The organism is Virgibacillus salexigens (assembly GCF_000723585.1).
Lineage (GTDB): Bacteria > Bacillota > Bacilli > Bacillales > Amphibacillaceae > Virgibacillus > Virgibacillus salexigens.
In genome coordinates this window covers 65,330-84,046 of the sequence record NZ_CCDP010000004.1, presented here as the reverse complement: position 1 = coordinate 84,046, position 18,717 = coordinate 65,330, and the positions used below count along the sequence as shown (strand labels likewise).

Sequence of the window (18,717 nt, the reverse complement as noted above, 5' to 3'; positions counted from 1 at the left end):
TGCATTGACGCAAAAAATTCTTATTATTGGCGGAGTAGGTGGCGGCGCTACTGTAGCCGCTCAAATTCGTAGAGATAACCAAGATGCAGAAATTATTATCTTTGAGAAAGGGGAATATATCTCCTTTTCTAATTGCGGTATGCCTTACTACATCGGGAATAAGATACCAAACAGAGAAGATATTTTATATGCAACAGGAGACTTCCAAGCGAAATATCAGGTAGATGTACGAGTCCATGCAGAAGTAACAGCGATTCAACGTACAACGAAAGAAATTGAGTATAGACAGGATTCACAAATTCATACCGAATCCTATGATACACTCATCTTATCACCTGGAGCTTCAGCCGTTGCTCCTTCATTTAACGGAATGGACATGAAGCGCACGTTTTGCTTACATTCTATTCCAGATATGGATGCGATTCATTCCTTTATTGAGCAGGAAAAGCCAACCTCAGCAGCAATTATCGGAGCTGGGTTTATTGGATTGGAAATGGTGGAAAACCTGTATAGCAAAGGCATAGATTGTACGTTAATCGATCAATCGTCACAAGTAATGAATATAGTCGATTCAGACATGGCACAGATGATTGAAGATCATCTTAAGAAAAACAATGTCACCGTTGTACTTAATGACGCTCTCTATTATTTTTCTAACCAAGGGCAAACGCTCCACTTAAATGGTGGTACCTCTATTCAAGCTGATATGACTATTCTAGCAATAGGGGTTAAACCAAATACAAAGCTTGCTGAAGATGCATCACTTGCAATTGGGGATACCGGTGCAATAAAAGTTAATGCGTTTATGCAAACTAATGACCCAAATATATATGCACTAGGTGATGTTGTGGAAACGAAAGATGCCATCATAGATATTCCAAGAAATATTGCTTTGGCAGGACCTGCCCATCGACAAGCATTTATTATAGCTAGTCATATCAAAGGGCAACAAATCCCCTATAAGGGCACACTAGGTTCTAATATTCTAAAACTATTTGACTTAACGATTGGCTCCACTGGACTGAATACAGATCGTTTAAAGTCTCTAAACCGAGACTATGAAACCGCGACCCTTAAAACCATGTCTAACGCCAGCTATTATCCCGGATCTGGAGAAATATGGTTAAAAGTATTATTTAGTAAACAGGACGGAAAGATCTATGGCGCACAGGTGGTTGGATTTGCTGGGGTCGACAAACGGTTAGCCGTTTTAGCAACTGCAATAAAGGGAAATCTCACGGTGACTGATTTACCTGAATTAGAATTGGCCTATGCCCCGCCATATTCTAGCCCTAAAGATCCCATTAATGTACTTGGTTATAAAGCAAGTTCGAAATTAGAAGAAAAATAATAAGAAAAACTGTGCGATTCATTCTTTCAATCGCACAGTTTTTTTGTTCATCTTCAGTTGATTCTTAAATTAAAATCTTGTGATTTGAAGTTGATATACCTTATAGATCCTCTTCAAAACGATATACTAATTTATAATTTTCTTCATTTAATAGATCGGCTACATGAATACGTACACCATGACCAAAGACTACTTCATCTTCCGTCATCGCAACAATCATTGCTTTCGTTTCATTATTTACATCGATATAAATATCACCGACAACCGGTTTGATATTGCCATCACTTTCAGCTAAATAACTAATTGATTCATCTTGAATTTGTTGTTCTTCTGGAACAAGGCTTTTATCGTAATAAGCAATCTCACGACTTGCATCTGATTTTCCTGGTACCATTACCACATATTCACTGTGTTTCACACCATTATCTCTTGTCGTTACAACATTCCCATCTTCCACGCTATCGACTTTTTCTATGGAATTAAGCGAATAATGATCGAGAAAATCGGGAGCAGGCTTAATAATTAAAATATAATCACCTGGCTCTGGTCGTTTATCTTTATCAATCGTATATCGTTTTCCATAAAAAATAAATGTATCATTATGTTGCGGACGATACAATTCGATTTCACTTGCTTTCGTTAGAATCTGCTGCATATCTTTTAAACGATATAAGTGAACTGATTTTTTAAACATCGGTTTAACCGAATACACCTTATGCAATTCATTTCGATAGAAAACGAATTGACCTTTCCGTACCTGAAAGAGCTTCATTAGGTTACCTCCTACTTTGATATTTCACCTGAGTATATTATAACTGCTGTTATAAAAAAAGAAAGTATAAATTTATTTTCCCATAAACTTCTCAAATTTAAACATGCTTTTCACAAAATTACTAATCACCGCACATTTCCTTCCATATGAACAAATGGCAGCTCTGTATCCACCTCTCCAATTATCCGACTAGTGTTAAAGTCATCGCCATTTAACCAGTTTTTAAAGTGAAAAACAAATGGTTCTCGATCTCCTCCTAGAGCAAACCAAACCTTTAATTCTTTTGGAAAGTACGCGGATGTATGAATGGTACCAGCCCAATGTTTATATTTTTTTGAGAATACCCCTCTGGTGGAATCATTCATCATTGTAAATGCCTGGTATGCAGTCATTGTCTCCTTTTCTTGTGCTTGTATAGCTTGCTGCCTGCGATATGAATCATCCAAATGATACCGATTTTCCTTAGTTAATTGTTCAAAATGATTCGTACAAACATTCGATTGACGTACCTGAACCGATCGAGGTGAAGCTTCTACAATAAAGGTTTCCCCATTTTTATCTAATAAAACATAGCTAAATGAGTGGCGATGCGGTATTTCTTTTAGTAATTGAACGGCTTCATCCGTGTTCTTACAGTTTTCAAGAATCATTCTTCCAATCATATTACATATAAATCCGTCTCCAGGTTTGCGACGATGAATAAAATTATAGCCCATCGCCAACCCATGTTCATTCATACCATCCATTCTCCCTGTTATACGTTGGGAAGGAGCAATCGTCGCATATCCCTGATCACGTGGTTGAAATACAGTATAGCGACCCTCATACGTTTTCGGATGATAGTCATAATTACGAATCATATATTCACTACCTGTGAATATAGAGCATCCACTTTTTTTATATTCCAAGCGGAACCCGCCAAATTCCAGCAATACATCCTCCATTGTCCAATCCAATGCATCCCTTAATCCGCGCAATTCGTCCCAAATACCTGGGGCAATGGGAGTAATAGCTGCTTTTACTTCTTGTTCATGAATGGCAAATCGCGGCTGCCTAATTTTCCACTGCTTCTTTCGATTCTCTAATATATAAGAATCCTTTAAAGCTTTACCCTGCATACAGCCATATTGATAATGATTCCCCCTAAATTGGATGACATCACTATAAATTTGCTTCAAACCGATCCCCCCTTTTTCTGCATCTCTCCCTATTTTAATGATTTTTATTCCAGTTGAAAATCAAATTGCCTTTCTTGAAACTTTTTATAACAATCCTACGTATATAATAGTAGAGTTAAGAATAGGAGATGAAATTATGACAGGAATTTTAACGACAACCATTCTCTCATTTATTTTGTATTTTGTCATTGCTGGATTTTTTGTGCTTAAAAACAAAAAATTTCGCATGACCACACTAAAAGCAGTTGGCATCGTATTTGCTACCCTTTTTATTATCGGCATTATTATCGTTTATATTTTCATGCCGGCAATTACAATTCCAACAATAACCATTGCTAACATCATTATCGGATTTGTTGGGATGGTCGGATTATATGTATTGACTTCTAGTCAGCCTTTTACAAAATCCAGTAAGCAATTTGATGCGATTACTGGGGCAATTATTTTATTCGCCATCATAGCTATTCCTGGATTCTTCGTAATGGGTATTTTCACCTTAGATGACACACATGATTCAATCACAACAGAAGAAGTAGATGAGGCAAAGCCATTGGATAAAGATGCAACACCGATCGTGGTATCACCAGAATCTGCTCGTAATAAAGTACAAAAGGCAATGAGTGTTGTACCAAATACACAATTCTATGATTTAGGTAAATTACAAGTTCAAAAAATAGGTGAAGATATCGTTTTTGTAGCACCTGTAGAATTTACTGGTTTCTGGAGATATTTCCGAGGCAAAGAGACAGAAGGTTATTTCACAATTTCGGCCACGGATGTCAATGCACAACCTGAGTTCCATAATAGTAATATGCGCTATACCAACTCTAGTTACTTTCATCATAATGTAACAAGAACGGTTTATAATGCTTATCCGGATTATATTCAAAGTGGTGAAGCCCAAATTGAAGTGGATGGAGAAGGAAAACCTTGGTATGTTCAAACTCTCTATAAACCAATTGGGATGACAAATAAACCAAATCTAGAAAAAATACATGTTGCTATGGTTGATCCAGTAACCGGCAATGTAAAATTATATCGAGCTAAGGAAGCGCCACGTTTCGTCGATGGGCCAATTAGTTCAGAAATGGCTTCAGATGAAAATGATTACTTTGGGAAGTATGTGCATGGATGGCTCAATTCTATCTTTGGTAAAAAGGATGTAAAAATTCCTAATGAATCTGGAACAGAAAGCAATGTAACGCCAATTTTTGATGAAAATGGAGAAATGCATTATTTCACAGATATGTCATCTCCAAAAGAAAATATTGACTCTGCACTTGGTTATACATTAATTAACGCAAGAACCGGTGAGTTAACCTATTTTAACGGGGATAAAAATAATGGAATTATGGACAGTAAAGGTGCAAAGGAAATTGTAAATAAAGAATTTCCTGAGAAGAATTGGACGGGGTCCATGCCAATTCTCTATAATATTGATGGCAATCCAACATGGGTTGTGAACGTGCTAGATCCCAATGGGCTATTTAAGCATTATGCTTATATCAAAGCTGCTGATTCAGACTTCGTTGTATTTGGAGACACGGCAAGAAGTACATTAGATGCCTATCGATTAGCACTAGCACAGGATCCAAGTAATGTGGAATCTACGGAAGAAGCAGCATTGGAAAAAAGAGCTGGTACGATCGAGAGAGTTATTGTTACGACACAAGATACAAAACAAATTGTGCAATTTTTACTTGAGGATGACCCGACGATTTATACGGTAAACTCTGGAAAAGCTCCTAAATCAATCTTCCTACAAACAGGAGACAAGGTTGAACTGGAAGCAAATATGCGGGACAATCAAACAGCAATTGTTGAGACAATAACCATCGATGCTCTTTCACAATAATGCTAACAACAGGCAAAGGACGTACTTAATCCTTTGCCTGTTGTTTTGTGGATTGCCTTCCTATCCAGATGAAAAATTTTGTTAGCCAATAAGCTAAAAAGGCTACCATAACATCAATTAGGAAAACATAGGTTAATGTCATCCATTTATGCAATTCTAATAAGTTTACAGCAATACTAAATGCACCGAACCCATAAGCAAAAAGAACAGAAAGTAAAATAGCATAGAAATAGTAGTTCTTTTTATGATTCGTACAGTATTGGTAAATGAACATAAATCCAACAGGCAGTATTACTGCTGTTACAGACAAACCAACAGGTATTAAGAAGGAAAAGCTATGGGGATGGACCAATAAATTATTTATACTTAAAAAGTTATTTGTATAGCCCCAAAGCATATGAATCGAATAGCCAAAAAACCCGATTTCAAAGACACGTCTTCGATCGATAAATAAGTATAAAATAACTAGCGGTACAATATAACTGGCAATATTAAACCAAAAATACCACGTATCAACACCAGAGGTTTGGTACCAGTATTCTGTTCGAAGGAATGAAAGTTGCTCCTTAAGTTCGTATATTTGATGATATAACGCATCAACATTCATCTGAATAACCACCTAATTACGCATTATTGTGGTTAGTTTAAGCTATTATTTTCTTCCTTATACAGAAAACACAGCAATTATTTGAGCTTATATACCCCGATTCTTTAACAACCGGAACAAATTCGTTAACCAGAATGCCAAACATGCTACTGCAAAATTAATGATACATAAGTAAGTTAAATTCATCCCCTGATGTAGTTTCAGGAAGCCTACTGCAAGGAACATAGAGTCAAGACCATAAGAAATGACGAGAGACAATAATAAAGCATAGAAATAAAAGTTCTTCTTTTGATTTGTGCAGTATTGATAAATAAATATAAAACTAACAGGCAAAACTACTGAAGTCACTGTCACATCGCTAGGAAGCAAATAAGTTAAACTATGGGGATGAACAAGATAATTATTACTTTCAAGAAAGCTATCTACTCTTGATGCTAAAATATGAACAGAATAACCATAGAAACAAATTTCAAATATTCTTTTCCGATCAATAACAATAATAAGGATAATTAATGGAAGTATAAAACACACGATATTGAACCAAAAATACCATGTACCTATATTCGATGTCATTTCCCAATACTGTTGCTGTAGTTCCCCTAATTATTCCTTCATCAAGCAGTAACTTATCAAATTTTTGGAATTTGCTTTAAGAATTATAAAAAAGCTGTCGATGCGATCGACAGCTGACAAACAGGTAATACCTTTACTCTTCGATTAATAAGGAAAGCTCTTCCCATCTTGCTATTTTCGCTTCTAGTTCCGCTTCTATTTCTTGTTGATCTTTATATAGCTGCTGTACAGTTTCAGCATCACTGCCAGCACCTGCAATATCAGACTGGACTGCTTCAAGCTTTTCTTCTAATTGCGTGATGACATCTTCAATTTCATTCCACTCTTTTTGATCTTGATACGACAATTTTTTCTTTTGTTTTTTCGGTTTGTTGTTTTTAGACTTATGAAGATCTTCAGATTTCGCAGCAGCTGTTTCAACTCCTTGCTTCTCCATATAATCCGTATAATTTCCATGATACGAACTTGTGCTTCCATTGCCATGAAAAATAAGTAAACGATCGACCACTCGATCTAAAAAATAGCGATCATGCGATACGGTAATGACAACACCAGGGAAATAATCCAGATATTCTTCCAATACACTTAGCGTTTGTGTATCTAAATCATTGGTTGGTTCATCCAAGAATAAAACATTGGGTTCTTTCATTAGCACTTTCAATAAATATAAACGCCGTTTTTCTCCACCAGATAATTTGCGAATATAGGTCCATTGTTCTGATCGAGAAAATAGGAAATGCTCTAGCATTTGTTCTGCTGTAATAACTGTTCCATCTATCGTATGAATGACTTCTGCTACTTCTTTAATATAATCAATGATTCGTAAATTACCGTCGAGCTCTTCGTCTCCTTGGGTATAGTAGCCAATTTTAACTGTTTCACCAATAGTAACTTCTCCACTATCTGGTGCAAAGCGGTTTGCCATTATATTTAGCAATGTCGTTTTCCCAGTTCCATTTGCTCCTACGATGCCCAAGCGGTCTCCCGGTACAATTAATTGATTAAAATCGGTTAGTACCTGATTGCCTTCATACGACTTTTCCACATGTTTCAATTCTATAACCTGTTTGCCAAGTCGAACAGAACCAACAGGTACATGAAGTGTCTCTTTCTTGGTATCAAAAGTCTGTTCCTTCATGTCATGCACGCGTTGAACTCTCGCCTTTTGTTTTGTAGAACGAGCTTTTGCCCCTCGTTTTAGCCAGGCAAGTTCTCTTCGTAATGTATTCGCATGCTTCAACTCATTACTTTTTTCTAACGCTTCCCGTTCCGCCTTTTTTTCAAGAAAGATCTCGTAATTCCCCATATACGTATACAACTTTCCTTTGTCTAACTCAAAAATACGATTGGTTACACGGTTTAAGAAATAGCGGTCATGCGTAACTAATAACAATGACCCTGGATAGGTGAGTAAGTACTTTTCCAACCATTCAATGGATTCATTATCTAAATGGTTTGTCGGTTCATCTAAGATTAACAAGTCTGCAGGCTGGATAAGTGCTTTTGCAATTGCAACGCGTTTTTTTTGACCTCCTGAAAGGGCTCTTACTGGTTTATTAAAATCGGTAATCCCCAGCTTGGTTAGTACTGTCTTTGCTTTTGTATTTGCCTCCCACGCACCCATTTCGTCCATTTTTTGTTGCATATGAAACAGATTGGCTTGTGCTGACTCACTCATTGCATCATGCTGTAAATCTATTAAAGCTTGTTCATACCCTCGCATTACGTTCATCATTTGCGAATCCCCATAATAGATTTGATCAATTACCTTTAAAGCAGGATCTAACTTTGGTTCTTGAGGCAAATATTCAATTTGATAATTTTTGGCATGTTGAATAACACCTTCTTCAGGAACTTCTATACCAGCAAGTGTCTTTAAGAAAGTTGACTTCCCCGTACCATTAACACCAATTAAACCTATTCTTTCCCGTTCCGTAATGGTACAAGATATTTGATCAAATAATGTCTTCTCTCCGAATGTTTTAGTTATATTTTCAACGGTTAACATACACGCTCATCCTTCAATCTCTATTGGTTCTTCCTTTTATCCATGTTTTAATAATCAGTACAATCAACAATAGCATCCAAGATGTCACAAGGTAAAATATAATTTTACTCGCTTCTGTCATCTCAGAAAAAAAAACAGCCATCGACGTCCAGACCACAGCAATTAGTACTAATTGACCAATTAATAGTTTCATATTCATCTCCCCCGAATTAACACCGAAACACGTATATTGCAACATGCTCTATGATTTCAGTCAAAAATGCCCCATTTATTCAGTTTATCCTATCGCTATTTATTTTTCCAACATAAGCTGGATAGCAGATACGTACTTACAATAATTATCTCAAAAAGAGCTCAGATCTTCTAACATAAAAAAACCCCAACGTAAACAGCATTCGATGATCCTGTCTACACGAAGGGGAGAATATGGTTTCTGTTGCATTTGATTATCAACCTATAAGGAACGTAATAAGTTTGCCATCTCAATAGCTGAGAGTGCTGCTTCTGCTCCTTTATTTCCAGCTTTTGTCCCAGCTCGCTCAATCGCTTGTTCAATCGTTTCGGTCGTTAGAATACCAAAAATAACAGGCTTTTCTGATTGTAGTGAAGCCTGCGATACACCTTTTGCTGCTTCATTACAAACATAATCAAAATGAGGAGTTGAACCTCGGATCACTGTTCCTAAGGTAATAATTGCATCATATTCTGTTTGTAAGGCCATTTTCTTAGCAACTAATGGAATTTCATATGCGCCAGGAACCCATGCAACAGTAATGTCCTGTTCTGCTATTCCATGTCGAGTTAAGGCATCCTTAGCCCCTTCTAATAATTTGCTTGTTATAAAATCGTTAAATCTACTTACTACAATCCCTATTCGTAAATCGGTCCCTACTAAGTTTCCTGCTACAACTTTTGCCATCTTACTTACACTCCTCTACTCTTTTTGTTAAATAACTTATTAAATCTTCAATTGAGATCATGCATAATTGAAATTTGTCTGCCATTTTCTCCAAATCTGGCACTCTTGCCATCGTTCCATCCTCATTAATAATTTCACAAATAACCCCAGAAGGAGAAGCTCCACAAAGTTTTGCCAAATCTACAGATGCTTCGGTATGCCCTGGACGTGTTAGAACGCCGCCTTCTTTTGCAATTAAAGGAAATACATGTCCCGGCTGTTTAAAATCTTCTTTCATAGCAAACTTATTGACCAGTGCTCGAATGGTTGTAGCGCGTTCATATGCACTAATTCCTGTAGTCGTTTCTTTATAATCTATACTGACAGTAAAAGCTGTTGACAATGGATCGTTTGAATTCGAAGTCATTAAAGAAAGCCCTACTCTTTCTGCTACATCGGATTCAATGCTAGTACAGACGAGCCCTTTCCCATGGGTGATCATAAAATTTATCATAGTAGGTGTTATCCTATCAGAAAGGGCTACAAGATCTCCTTCATTCTCTCTATTTTCATCGTCCACAACAATAATTGCTTGACCAGCTTTTAATTGATCGATCGCTTCTTGGATTGTGTTCATTACTGTTCCCCCTTAAAAACCAGTATTTTTCAGGAAATCTTCATCAAGCTCCTGCGACTCGGTAGAATACGAAATAAGTCGGTCCACTTGTCTTGCAAGCACGTCACATTCAATATTGACGAGATTGCCTTTATCTTTTTTCCCCAATATCGTAGCAGAAGCTGTGTGAGGTATAAGTGATATTGTGAACACATTCCCCTGAACATGAAAGATGGTCAGGCTCACTCCATCAACTGCAATGGACCCTTTTTTTAATACATATCTCTCTAGAGCTTTATTCAACTCAATGTCATAATAGATCGCATTTTCCTTGTAATATTTTCCAACAACCTTTCCGGTTCCATCTACATGCCCAGTAACAAAATGACCTCCAAATCTACGATTAGCAGCCATTGCTCTTTCTAGGTTAACTGCAGAACCTGTCTTAAGTGTACGTAAAGATGTGGACGTTACGGTTTCAGGCATCACTTCCGCTGAAAAGCTCTTGTTATCAAAGGACGTAACGGTTAGACAAGTACCATTGACAGCGATACTATCACCAACTTCCATATCCATTAGTATCTTTTCAGCATTCACGGTTAATGACATCGCATATTTGGATAATTGTTCCATTGATCGAATGATACCTTTTTCCTCAATAATTCCAGTAAACAAATAATTCACTCCCTTTATCTCTTTGTAGTACTCGGGACATTAGTATACTTGGCAGAACGGACTTCACCAAGAAAAATAGCGAGAGTTTATACTGAGGATACCTTCCTTTATTCAGTATAAAAAAAGCCTCTGAATTCACTTCAGAGGCTTTACGTACAGAATTTTGATCAACACATGCTAAAACACGTATAGAAGTCATCCAATTTTTAAAATGACCAATAAACGTAATCAAATAATACTAAGTTACGATGCATGTTGAACGATTAAAATTCCTTCTCCCATCCAGACTTTAACTGTCGGCTCTGGAGTTGCACCAGATCCACCGCTTGGCATATTGCCGCACGGGTCACGGACTAAGAAGCCTATTGCTTCATCACCGCCGATTGGGAATTTCACCCGACCCCGAAGGAAACTAATTAACTATGAACTTGTAATACAGTTATATAATAAAATATGAAAAACCGCAACTCATTTATACTTTTAACTGATCAAAATTGGTTTATGCTCTTATATAAGTTGCTGCTTCATCATGTAGATTGCTTCGAACATTTACATTTTCATATGCCTGAAGTAAGAGATCAACAATATGAACAGCTTCCATTTCATTAGATCGTCCTTCACGTTCAATTCCTAGTTTCATTTGTAACAAACAGCCGGGATTAGCTGTAACGATTGTTTTCGCCTTCGTATTCTGTGCTTGCTCCATCTTGTAATCCAATATCTGCATCGACATTTCTGATTGCACAATATTGTAAATTCCTGCTGATCCACAGCATCGACCGGCATCCTTCATTTCTACATAATGTACACCATCGATGGATTCAAGCAGCTGTCTAGGTTCCATAAATGTTCTTTGACCATTTTTCAAATGACAGGAATCTTGATAAGTAACGATTTGATTATCCAAAGATAGTGGCTGTTTATGAAAATCCAATTCAATTAATATACTTGTTATGTCTTTAACCTTATTACAAAAACGCTTTGCACGAGTACTCCATTCTGAATCATTCTTTAATAAATGATCGTATTCTACTAAAAAGGCACCGCACCCTCCAGCATTCGAAATTATATAATCCACTTCCACTTCTTCAAATGCCTGAATATTGCGTTTGGCCATTTCTCTTGCCTGCTCCATTTCTCCACTATGCCCATGTAGAGCACCACAGCATGCTTGTAAAGAAGGTACGACAATTTCGCAACCTGCATACTGCAGCAATTTTACAGTAGCGTCATTGGTATGCATAAACATCGTGTCCATGAGACAGCCAGAGAAAAAAGCTACTTTCTTTTTTTTCTCTAATTTTAGAGGTTGTAAATGCCGAGGACGATCTTTCATTTGACTTTTCTTTGGGACGCTTGGCAACACCTTTTCCATTGAACGCATACTTTCAGGAAACAAGTTCATAACCCCTGTTGCTTGGGCAAGCTTCTGCGCACCAGACCGTTGATAAAAACTTAACAGCCCTGTTACCCCCATCATTCGATTTTGATATGGAAATATATTTTTAAAGAAGATGCCTTTGATTAGTTTTTCAGGTAAAGTTTGTTTCTTATGTTGATATATGGCATCTCTTGCCTGTTCTAATAACCTACCAAACTTTACGCCAGATGGACAAACTGGTTCACATGCTCTACAGCCTAGGCACATATCAATCGAATCCTTTACTTCTTGGCTAGGCTCAATCACTCCATCTACAAGCCCTTTCATTAAAGCAATCCGCCCCCTGGGGGAATGCACTTCGTTTCTTCCGGTTTCGATATATGTCGGACAGCTTGGTAAACAGAAGCCGCATCGTGTACAATTCATTAATTCATCATAATCCATCGTCTCTTGAAAAGCTTGCTGAATTTGTTGTTTTTCTTGTATATTCACTGGTGTTCCACCACCATTCTCTGTCTCCCTTTTGGTTCAATCATTTTCCCAGGATTCATAATTCCATTTGGATCAATCGCCTGTTTAATACTTCGCATTGCCTCAATCCCATGTTCTCCAGCTTTCAGGTGTAAATAAGGCAGCTTCATCATGCCTACTCCATGTTCTCCGGTAATTGTGCCACCTAATGCTACTGCCTGTTGAAAAATCTCTTCAAACGCTTTTTCTACTAATTCAATTTCTGCTTCATCCCTAGCATCTGTTAGACAAGTAGGGTGTAAATTACCATCCCCAGCATGACCAAATGTACAAATGTTTAATTGATATTTTTCTGCAATTTCACCAATTGCTTTTACCATTTTTGCAATTTCAGACCGTGGTACGGTAGCATCCTCCAAAATCGTAGTCGGCTTTAAACGGGATAACGCAGATAATGCGGATCTCCTTGCAGCGGTTAATTGCTCTGCTTCCTCCACTGTTTTCGCTACTTGGACGTCAAATGCGCGATTATCCTTACATAGTTCTTCAATCTTATCCATATCACGGTCTACTACTTCAGGTGGACCATCTTGTTCAATTAATAATACCGCCTTCGCCTCAACTGGCAAACCGATTTCAGCAAAATCTTCAACTACTTGAACAGTTGCTTGATCAAGAAATTCTAATGTTGCAGGAATAATTCGATTCGCAATAATTGCAGAAACGGTTTCAGCAGCTGCTTCTAAATCCTCATAAAGTGCTAGCATTGTCTTTTTTGTTTCTGGCTGAGGGATTAACTTCAAGATAGCTTTCGTAATGACTCCAAGTGTCCCTTCCGCTCCTATATATAACCTAGTTAAATCATAACCTGCAACATCTTTAGCCAATTTCCCACCTGTTTGGATGACTTCACCGTTAGGTAAAACAATCTCGAGACCAAGCACATAATCTCTAGTAACACCGTACTTCAATCCACGAAGACCTCCAGAATTTTCACTAATATTGCCGCCAATTTGTGAAATATGCATGGATCCGGGATCGGGAGGGTAAAACAAACCAACATCGATAGCAGCATTTAAAATATCTTTCGTATAAACGCCTGGTTCTACAGTCATGGTTAGATTTTCTTGATCTATTTCCAATATGTGATTCATGTGTTTAAATATAAGAACAATTCCACCTTTTGTTGGTGTCGTACCAGCGCATAAATTTGTCCCAGAACCACGCGGGACAATTGGAATCTTATGTTCATTACAAACCTTCACCACACCAGCTACCTCTTCTGTGTTGCGAGGGGCAACCATGGCATCAGGTAATGCTTGGAATCTTGCTGTAGAATCATAAGAATAAGCTAATAAGCTCGCATTATTATCCTCTACATTCTCAGCTCCAACAATGGCTAGCAATTTCCCTTTCACTTCACTATGTAACATATGCATTCTCCTATTTCATACTATTTTTATTTTATAAAATATTAACGAAAAAAAATATGTCTATAAACACAAATATTTTCATTAGATAACGGATACATTTGTACATATGCACAGTTACTATTCTTCCAGAGAAAATCGGAATCCTATATATAGGAGCATTAAATCATCAATACTTTTTAGATCAAGCTGCGTCCATGAAGCAATTCGATTTAAACGGTAGGTTAAGGTATTCTTATGAATATGTAAATGATCAGCAGTAACCTGCATCTGCATATCATGTTCAAACCAACTGTTTAGTGTATGCATCAAGACCTTATCGGTGATTAACTTCCCTAATGTCCGCTTAACAAATTGATGTTTCGTTTCAGAAGATAATTCATGTTGAAGCATCTCGAATCGTAAATCAGATTCAAATACAACAGGTGATTGCTGATTCGCATGTTCACATGCCTTTATTGCCTGTGAAAATGAATCAGATAGCCGCTCCGTACTTGTCTGTCTCCCAATTCCAGCATATAATCGGAACCCATTTATTTGCTCCACTCGTTCTAAGAAGTAATTGATTTTTTTTGATAGTCTGTATTGATCGATATCTTCAATAAGCATAACAATTCTATCTTGTCCCCATCGAATAAACAGCACCTCTATTGTATAATCCCAAATATTCTTGACCATTTCTAATTGGTGATAAGAAAGATTAAAATGGGTCTCCTTGCTTTTAAGCACGATAACTTGATGGTATTGGTACATATTAATTTGTAAAAAATTACTTCTCTCATCTAAACTTGTTAGATCAATGGTATGATTTAGCCAATCAAATATAAAAAATTCAATATCACGCATCTTACTTTCCTGATTGATTCTTGTTAGGGAATCATGGATAAATAATTCGGTTACTTTCTGGACAAGCATTGCATATGGTTCAACAATTTGTGGATCACCAGTAATACCCAGCACTCCTAAGGGAGCATCGTTAATAATGATGGGGATAACAATGCCGTGCCTTACACCTTGCAACTGATGAACCAATTGATCCGTCATAATCATCTTTTCTTTTTTTTGCATTGCAAGAAAAGCACCTTCATGAAAGATGCCAAGCCTTTCTGTGTTCGTGCTTGCCACAATAACTCCTTGATCGTTTGTTAATATTACTTGTTCCTTTATTAAACGATTAATTTCCAGTACAATCGATTGGTATAATCGATCGGTTTGAAATAGACTGTCCATTTCCATTCACCCAATTCCTTTTATATACTATTCTTAGTATAAAATAGACTAAAAAATAAAACAGCCAGAAGTAAATTTCCTTCCAACTGTTTTCACCCTACTTCATCTTTTCAAATTCTTGAATCATTAACTCATAAGACATTGCCCCAAACGCTTTATAATGAATATAACCTTTTGAATCAATTAAATACGTTGTGGGAATTGGTTTTATTTGATAATTCTCACTGACTTTTCCGTCTTTATCTAAAAGTATAGGAAAAGATAACTTATATTCCTTGGCAAATTGCTGAACATCTTCTGCCTTTCTTTCCGTATCGGTTAAATTAACTGCTAGGATAACGATATCTTTATCCTCATAAAAACGTTGCATATCCGGCATTTCATTTCTACAAGGAGGGCACCAAGATGCCCAAAAGTTTACCATTACTTTCTTCCCTTTAAAATCTTCTAATCGATATTCCTTTCCATCCAGTCCCTTCAGTGTGAAATCAGGAGCAAGCTTCCCGACATGAATACCTGTATCCAGGTTAGTTGGCTTTATTGTATTATTCACTGGCTGTGTGTTTTTTTCTTCTTGGCGAGCTGAAAAATCACTAACAGAAAGGAAATAGATAATTCCAGCAACAGCAATAATGGAAACCAATATTCGTTTACTATGTTTCATACATGTCCTCCTTGAATTCCTTCATATATTATTTGGCTTTATTATTCCACATCAATTACGTCAACATACTACTTTGATATAATACTAAAAAAGGGGGACTAAATGGGATGTTGAGAAAAGGAAAATCCAATTGCATTACTGATATTTCTGGGGTATCCGTTGGGCATGTTACTTTACATCATCAAATCGATAAGGAAACAACAGTTTGTACTGGAGTGACAGCCATCCTCCCACATAATCGAAATGTTTTTCGAGATAAAGTGCATGCTGGTAGTGCTATACTAAATGGATATGGAAAAACAACAGGGCTGATCCAAGTAAATGAGCTAGGTCTCATTGAATCACCAATTATGTTGACGAACACTTTTAGTGTTGGTTATGTATGGCAAGGAACCATGGAATACATGCTTAAAACAACAGAAGAAATTGGTGATACCGCTAGTTCAATTAATATTGTCGTTGGTGAATGTAATGACAGTTATTTAAATTCAGCAAGGTATCCAGCCATTTCTCCAGTTCATGCTATAGAAGCCATTCAGACAGCAAGTACTTCCCCTGTAGAAGAAGGTGCAATTGGTGCCGGAAAAGGGATGGTCTGTTTTGGTTATAAAGGAGGAGTAGGTACTGCATCACGAATAGTAGAAGATCAAAATGAACAGTATCACATTGGCTGTTTAATTGTCAGTAACTATGGTAAACGCGAGGATGCACAATTTGCTTCCTGGCCAACTATAGAATTAGATACCCCTGATGGATCGATTATGATGATAATTGCAACGGATGCTCCTCTGTATGATCGTCAATTGAATCGAATAGCCAAACGTTGTGCAGCTGGTCTTGGACGAACTGGAAGTCACTTAGATAATGGTAGTGGAGATATCGCTATTGCGTTTTCTACCGCACATACCTATCACCAGAATAAGCAATCTATGAAAGCATCCTTGACCTACTTGCGTGATGAGCATCCAATTATGAATCAGTTATTTCAAGCAGTTACAGAAATAATTGAAGAAGCAGTCGTGCGGTCATTAAAAACAGCCGTAACTACGGTTGGGAGAAAAGGAAGAATTATTGAAAGAGCACCTTTAGTATAATCACTTGGTACGAATGTTTTAAATTTAATGCACTGGGAATACACAGAGTACAACGTTATAAGAAAAACTCTGATGGAAAGGAAGAGTTCTCATATGAAACGCACAAATTTAAAACATTTTATTAATGGCGAATGGGTGGAATCGACTGGTTCCGAAACCATTGATGTTATTAATCCAGCAACAGAAGAAATAATCGGTCAAATTAGTTCAGGTACAAGCGAAGATTTAGATAAAGCAGTAGATGCAGCTAAAGCTGTACTTCCAGCATTTTCAAAAACAACGAAAGAAGAACGTATTCAAATGCTTGAAAGCATTGCTGCGGAATATGAAAAAAGAAAAGATGAATTTATTGAGGTCATGACTGCTGAATTAGGTGCTCCCCTGTCAATATCTGAAGATGTGCATTATCAAATGGGATATAATCATTTTACTCATGCAGCAGAAGCATTAAAATCCATTACATTTGAAGAGGAGCGAGGTGGACATACGATCCGTAAAGAATCCATTGGTGTTAGTGGTTTAATTACGCCATGGAACTTCCCTACCAATCAAACATCTACGAAGATTGCAGGAGCGATAGCAGCAGGGAGCCCAGTTGTTCTAAAACCTGCATCCATGACCCCGTTTGCGGCAATTATGCTAGCTGAAATTATTGATAAAGCTGGTGTTCCAAAAGGTGCATTCAACCTTGTAAATGGCACTGGTTCTACCATTGGCAATGGGATTAGTGCACATCCAGATATTGACTTTGTATCCTTTACAGGATCAGGAAAAGTTGGGGAGAAAATTATGCAAAATGGAGCAAAAACAATTAAAAAAGTAGCTCTAGAACTTGGTGGTAAATCACCACTTGTTGTTCTAGAAGATGCCGATGTTGAAGAAGCTGCAAAAACAGCAGTTTCCAATATTATGATGAATACAGGACAAGTTTGTTCAGCGGCAACACGTGCCATTATTCCAAGCTCTATGAAATCGGATTTTGAAGAAGCGATTAAGAAAGTATTACCTTCCTTTAAGTATGGAGATCCTCAACAAAAAGAAAATACAACAGGCCCACTTGTCTCCAAAGATCAATGGGATACTGTTCAATCCTATATCCAAAAAGGGATAGATGAAGGTGCAACATTGCTAGTTGGCGGTAAAGGAAAACCAGAAGGTCTAGAAACAGGATACTTCGCTAAACCCACCGTATTTACGGATGTATCCAATGATATGGCAATTGCTCAAGAAGAGATTTTTGGTCCAGTTCAAACAATCATCACATATGATGATTTAGATCAAGCAATCGAAATTGCTAATGACACCATTTACGGACTTGCGGGTTATGTAGTTGGAAAGGATAAAGAAACATTAACCTTTGTAGCTAATCATATTAAGGCTGGCCAAATCCAAATAAATAATGCACCAACTGACTTCTTTGCACCATTTGGCGGATATAAGCAATCTGGCATTGGCCGCGAATGGGGCGACTTTGGAATTGAAGAATATCTAGAAGAAAAAGCAGTGCTCGGGTTACCTTCTTAAGCAAACACAAAGGAGAGGTTCTTCCATATTGGAAGAACCTCTTTACATATTCGTTAATCTTCATCCTTCACATCTATATCCTCAGGAATAGGCTCATTTAAATAATCTTGTATCATTTTTCGATATTTCTCCATTTGTTCAAGATGAGTAGTGAATTGTTCTTTATTAATTAAATATTGATCTCCATCGTGAACCGCTCGAATTCTTCCCTGTAAAACAAGCGCATTAATCTTTTGTTCCTCCATAGATAAATAATCCGCTGTCTCCGATATGGTTAGATACATTGTCCTCCATCCCTTTCTATACATTTTGGAAATGTAACTTACCTAAGAAATTGTACCACTACCTTGCTTATGTCCTTCATTATACTATTCCAATACCTAGTCTAAA

The 18,717-nt window shown here is 37.1% G+C and carries 17 protein-coding genes, 1 pseudogene and 1 riboswitch; of the genes and pseudogenes, 4 read left to right on the top strand and 14 right to left on the bottom strand.

Annotated elements, in window-relative coordinates:
- The first annotated feature begins 4 nt into the window (after positions 1-4).
- Complete coding sequence (locus BN990_RS20930; protein ID WP_021290645.1) at positions 5-1,351, top strand: CoA-disulfide reductase; 1,347 nt, start codon at positions 5-7, stop codon at positions 1,349-1,351.
- A gap of 100 nt (positions 1,352-1,451) precedes the next feature.
- Here the strand turns inward: BN990_RS20930 and BN990_RS20925 are convergent, their stop codons facing one another.
- Positions 1,452-2,123: a hypothetical protein gene (locus BN990_RS20925; RefSeq protein WP_021290646.1), complete on the bottom strand. Its 672-nt coding sequence runs from the start codon at positions 2,121-2,123 to the stop codon at positions 1,452-1,454.
- Positions 2,124-2,248: 125 nt separating this feature from the next.
- Complete coding sequence (locus tag BN990_RS20920) at positions 2,249-3,301, bottom strand: C45 family autoproteolytic acyltransferase/hydolase (protein ID WP_021290647.1); 1,053 nt, start codon at positions 3,299-3,301, stop codon at positions 2,249-2,251.
- Between the two features lie 136 nt (positions 3,302-3,437).
- On the opposite strand from BN990_RS20920, the gene BN990_RS20915 reads away from it, so the two are divergent.
- Positions 3,438-5,156 (top strand): hypothetical protein, encoded by a 1,719-nt coding sequence (locus BN990_RS20915; RefSeq protein ID WP_021290648.1) that lies wholly within the window; start codon positions 3,438-3,440, stop codon positions 5,154-5,156.
- A gap of 25 nt (positions 5,157-5,181) precedes the next feature.
- Here BN990_RS20915 and BN990_RS20910 read toward each other — a convergent pair whose 3' ends face one another.
- The 11 genes and pseudogenes from BN990_RS20910 to BN990_RS20865 form a co-directional block, all read right to left on the bottom strand.
- On the bottom strand, positions 5,182-5,763 hold the full coding sequence (locus tag BN990_RS20910; RefSeq protein WP_021290649.1) for a hypothetical protein: 582 nt from the start codon (positions 5,761-5,763) through the stop codon (positions 5,182-5,184).
- Between the two features lie 87 nt (positions 5,764-5,850).
- Complete coding sequence (locus BN990_RS22795; RefSeq protein WP_148530750.1) at positions 5,851-6,336, bottom strand: hypothetical protein; 486 nt, start codon at positions 6,334-6,336, stop codon at positions 5,851-5,853.
- Between the two features lie 133 nt (positions 6,337-6,469).
- Positions 6,470-8,344 carry an ABC-F family ATP-binding cassette domain-containing protein gene (locus BN990_RS20905; protein ID WP_021290650.1) on the bottom strand — a complete coding sequence of 625 codons (1,875 nt, stop codon included), beginning with the start codon at positions 8,342-8,344 and terminating at the stop codon, positions 6,470-6,472.
- Positions 8,345-8,357: 13 nt separating this feature from the next.
- The gene (locus BN990_RS20900; RefSeq protein WP_021290651.1) at positions 8,358-8,537 is read right to left on the bottom strand and encodes a hypothetical protein; all 180 of its coding nucleotides are present in this window, start codon (positions 8,535-8,537) and stop codon (positions 8,358-8,360) included.
- Between the two features lie 261 nt (positions 8,538-8,798).
- Positions 8,799-9,263, bottom strand: a complete 465-nt coding sequence (ribH, locus tag BN990_RS20895; RefSeq protein WP_021290652.1) for a 6,7-dimethyl-8-ribityllumazine synthase — start codon at positions 9,261-9,263, stop codon at positions 8,799-8,801.
- A gap of 19 nt (positions 9,264-9,282) precedes the next feature.
- Positions 9,283-9,879, bottom strand: a pseudogene (gene ribB, locus BN990_RS20890) (3,4-dihydroxy-2-butanone-4-phosphate synthase); the annotation flags it as partial.
- A gap of 12 nt (positions 9,880-9,891) precedes the next feature.
- The gene (gene ribE / locus BN990_RS20885) at positions 9,892-10,533 is read right to left on the bottom strand and encodes a riboflavin synthase (RefSeq protein WP_021290654.1); all 642 of its coding nucleotides are present in this window, start codon (positions 10,531-10,533) and stop codon (positions 9,892-9,894) included.
- A 266-nt stretch (positions 10,534-10,799) separates the two neighbouring features.
- Positions 10,800-10,947: riboswitch (FMN riboswitch) on the bottom strand.
- An 85-nt stretch (positions 10,948-11,032) separates the two neighbouring features.
- Positions 11,033-12,358 carry a (Fe-S)-binding protein gene (locus BN990_RS20880; protein ID WP_051170060.1) on the bottom strand — a complete coding sequence of 442 codons (1,326 nt, stop codon included), beginning with the start codon at positions 12,356-12,358 and terminating at the stop codon, positions 11,033-11,035.
- Positions 12,359-12,402: 44 nt separating this feature from the next.
- Positions 12,403-13,818, bottom strand: a complete 1,416-nt coding sequence (gene glcD / locus BN990_RS20875; RefSeq protein ID WP_021290657.1) for a glycolate oxidase subunit GlcD — start codon at positions 13,816-13,818, stop codon at positions 12,403-12,405.
- Between the two features lie 117 nt (positions 13,819-13,935).
- Positions 13,936-15,045, bottom strand: a complete 1,110-nt coding sequence (locus BN990_RS20870) for a CdaR family transcriptional regulator (protein ID WP_158295269.1) — start codon at positions 15,043-15,045, stop codon at positions 13,936-13,938.
- Between the two features lie 97 nt (positions 15,046-15,142).
- Positions 15,143-15,709: a TlpA family protein disulfide reductase gene (locus BN990_RS20865; protein WP_021290659.1), complete on the bottom strand. Its 567-nt coding sequence runs from the start codon at positions 15,707-15,709 to the stop codon at positions 15,143-15,145.
- Positions 15,710-15,816: 107 nt separating this feature from the next.
- On the opposite strand from BN990_RS20865, the gene BN990_RS20860 reads away from it, so the two are divergent.
- Entirely contained in the window at positions 15,817-16,803 is a 987-nt protein-coding gene (locus BN990_RS20860; RefSeq protein WP_021290660.1) for a DmpA family aminopeptidase, read from the top strand.
- Positions 16,804-16,896: 93 nt separating this feature from the next.
- Positions 16,897-18,327 carry an aldehyde dehydrogenase family protein gene (locus tag BN990_RS20855; RefSeq protein WP_021290661.1) on the top strand — a complete coding sequence of 477 codons (1,431 nt, stop codon included), beginning with the start codon at positions 16,897-16,899 and terminating at the stop codon, positions 18,325-18,327.
- 53 nt (positions 18,328-18,380) lie between these two features.
- Here the strand turns inward: BN990_RS20855 and BN990_RS20850 are convergent, their stop codons facing one another.
- On the bottom strand, positions 18,381-18,611 hold the full coding sequence (locus BN990_RS20850) for an excisionase family DNA-binding protein (protein WP_021290662.1): 231 nt from the start codon (positions 18,609-18,611) through the stop codon (positions 18,381-18,383).
- Positions 18,612-18,717 lie beyond the last annotated feature (106 nt).

Coding starts and splice junctions, on each gene's coding strand:
- BN990_RS20850 (WP_021290662.1), bottom strand. CDS start 18,611: ATGTATCTAACCATATCGGAGACAGCGGATTATTTATCTATGGAGGAA.
- BN990_RS20860 (WP_021290660.1), top strand. CDS start 15,817: ATGTTGAGAAAAGGAAAATCCAATTGCATTACTGATATTTCTGGGGTA.
- glcD (WP_021290657.1), bottom strand. CDS start 13,818: ATGTTACATAGTGAAGTGAAAGGGAAATTGCTAGCCATTGTTGGAGCT.
- BN990_RS20865 (WP_021290659.1), bottom strand. CDS start 15,709: ATGAAACATAGTAAACGAATATTGGTTTCCATTATTGCTGTTGCTGGA.
- BN990_RS20880 (WP_051170060.1), bottom strand. CDS start 12,358: ATGGATTATGATGAATTAATGAATTGTACACGATGCGGCTTCTGTTTA.
- BN990_RS20915 (WP_021290648.1), top strand. CDS start 3,438: ATGACAGGAATTTTAACGACAACCATTCTCTCATTTATTTTGTATTTT.
- BN990_RS20905 (WP_021290650.1), bottom strand. CDS start 8,344: ATGTTAACCGTTGAAAATATAACTAAAACATTCGGAGAGAAGACATTA.
- BN990_RS20855 (WP_021290661.1), top strand. CDS start 16,897: ATGAAACGCACAAATTTAAAACATTTTATTAATGGCGAATGGGTGGAA.
- ribH (WP_021290652.1), bottom strand. CDS start 9,263: ATGGCAAAAGTTGTAGCAGGAAACTTAGTAGGGACCGATTTACGAATA.
- BN990_RS20870 (WP_158295269.1), bottom strand. CDS start 15,045: ATGGACAGTCTATTTCAAACCGATCGATTATACCAATCGATTGTACTG.
- BN990_RS20910 (WP_021290649.1), bottom strand. CDS start 5,763: ATGAATGTTGATGCGTTATATCATCAAATATACGAACTTAAGGAGCAA.
- BN990_RS20900 (WP_021290651.1), bottom strand. CDS start 8,537: ATGAAACTATTAATTGGTCAATTAGTACTAATTGCTGTGGTCTGGACG.
- BN990_RS22795 (WP_148530750.1), bottom strand. CDS start 6,336: ATGACATCGAATATAGGTACATGGTATTTTTGGTTCAATATCGTGTGT.
- BN990_RS20925 (WP_021290646.1), bottom strand. CDS start 2,123: ATGAAGCTCTTTCAGGTACGGAAAGGTCAATTCGTTTTCTATCGAAAT.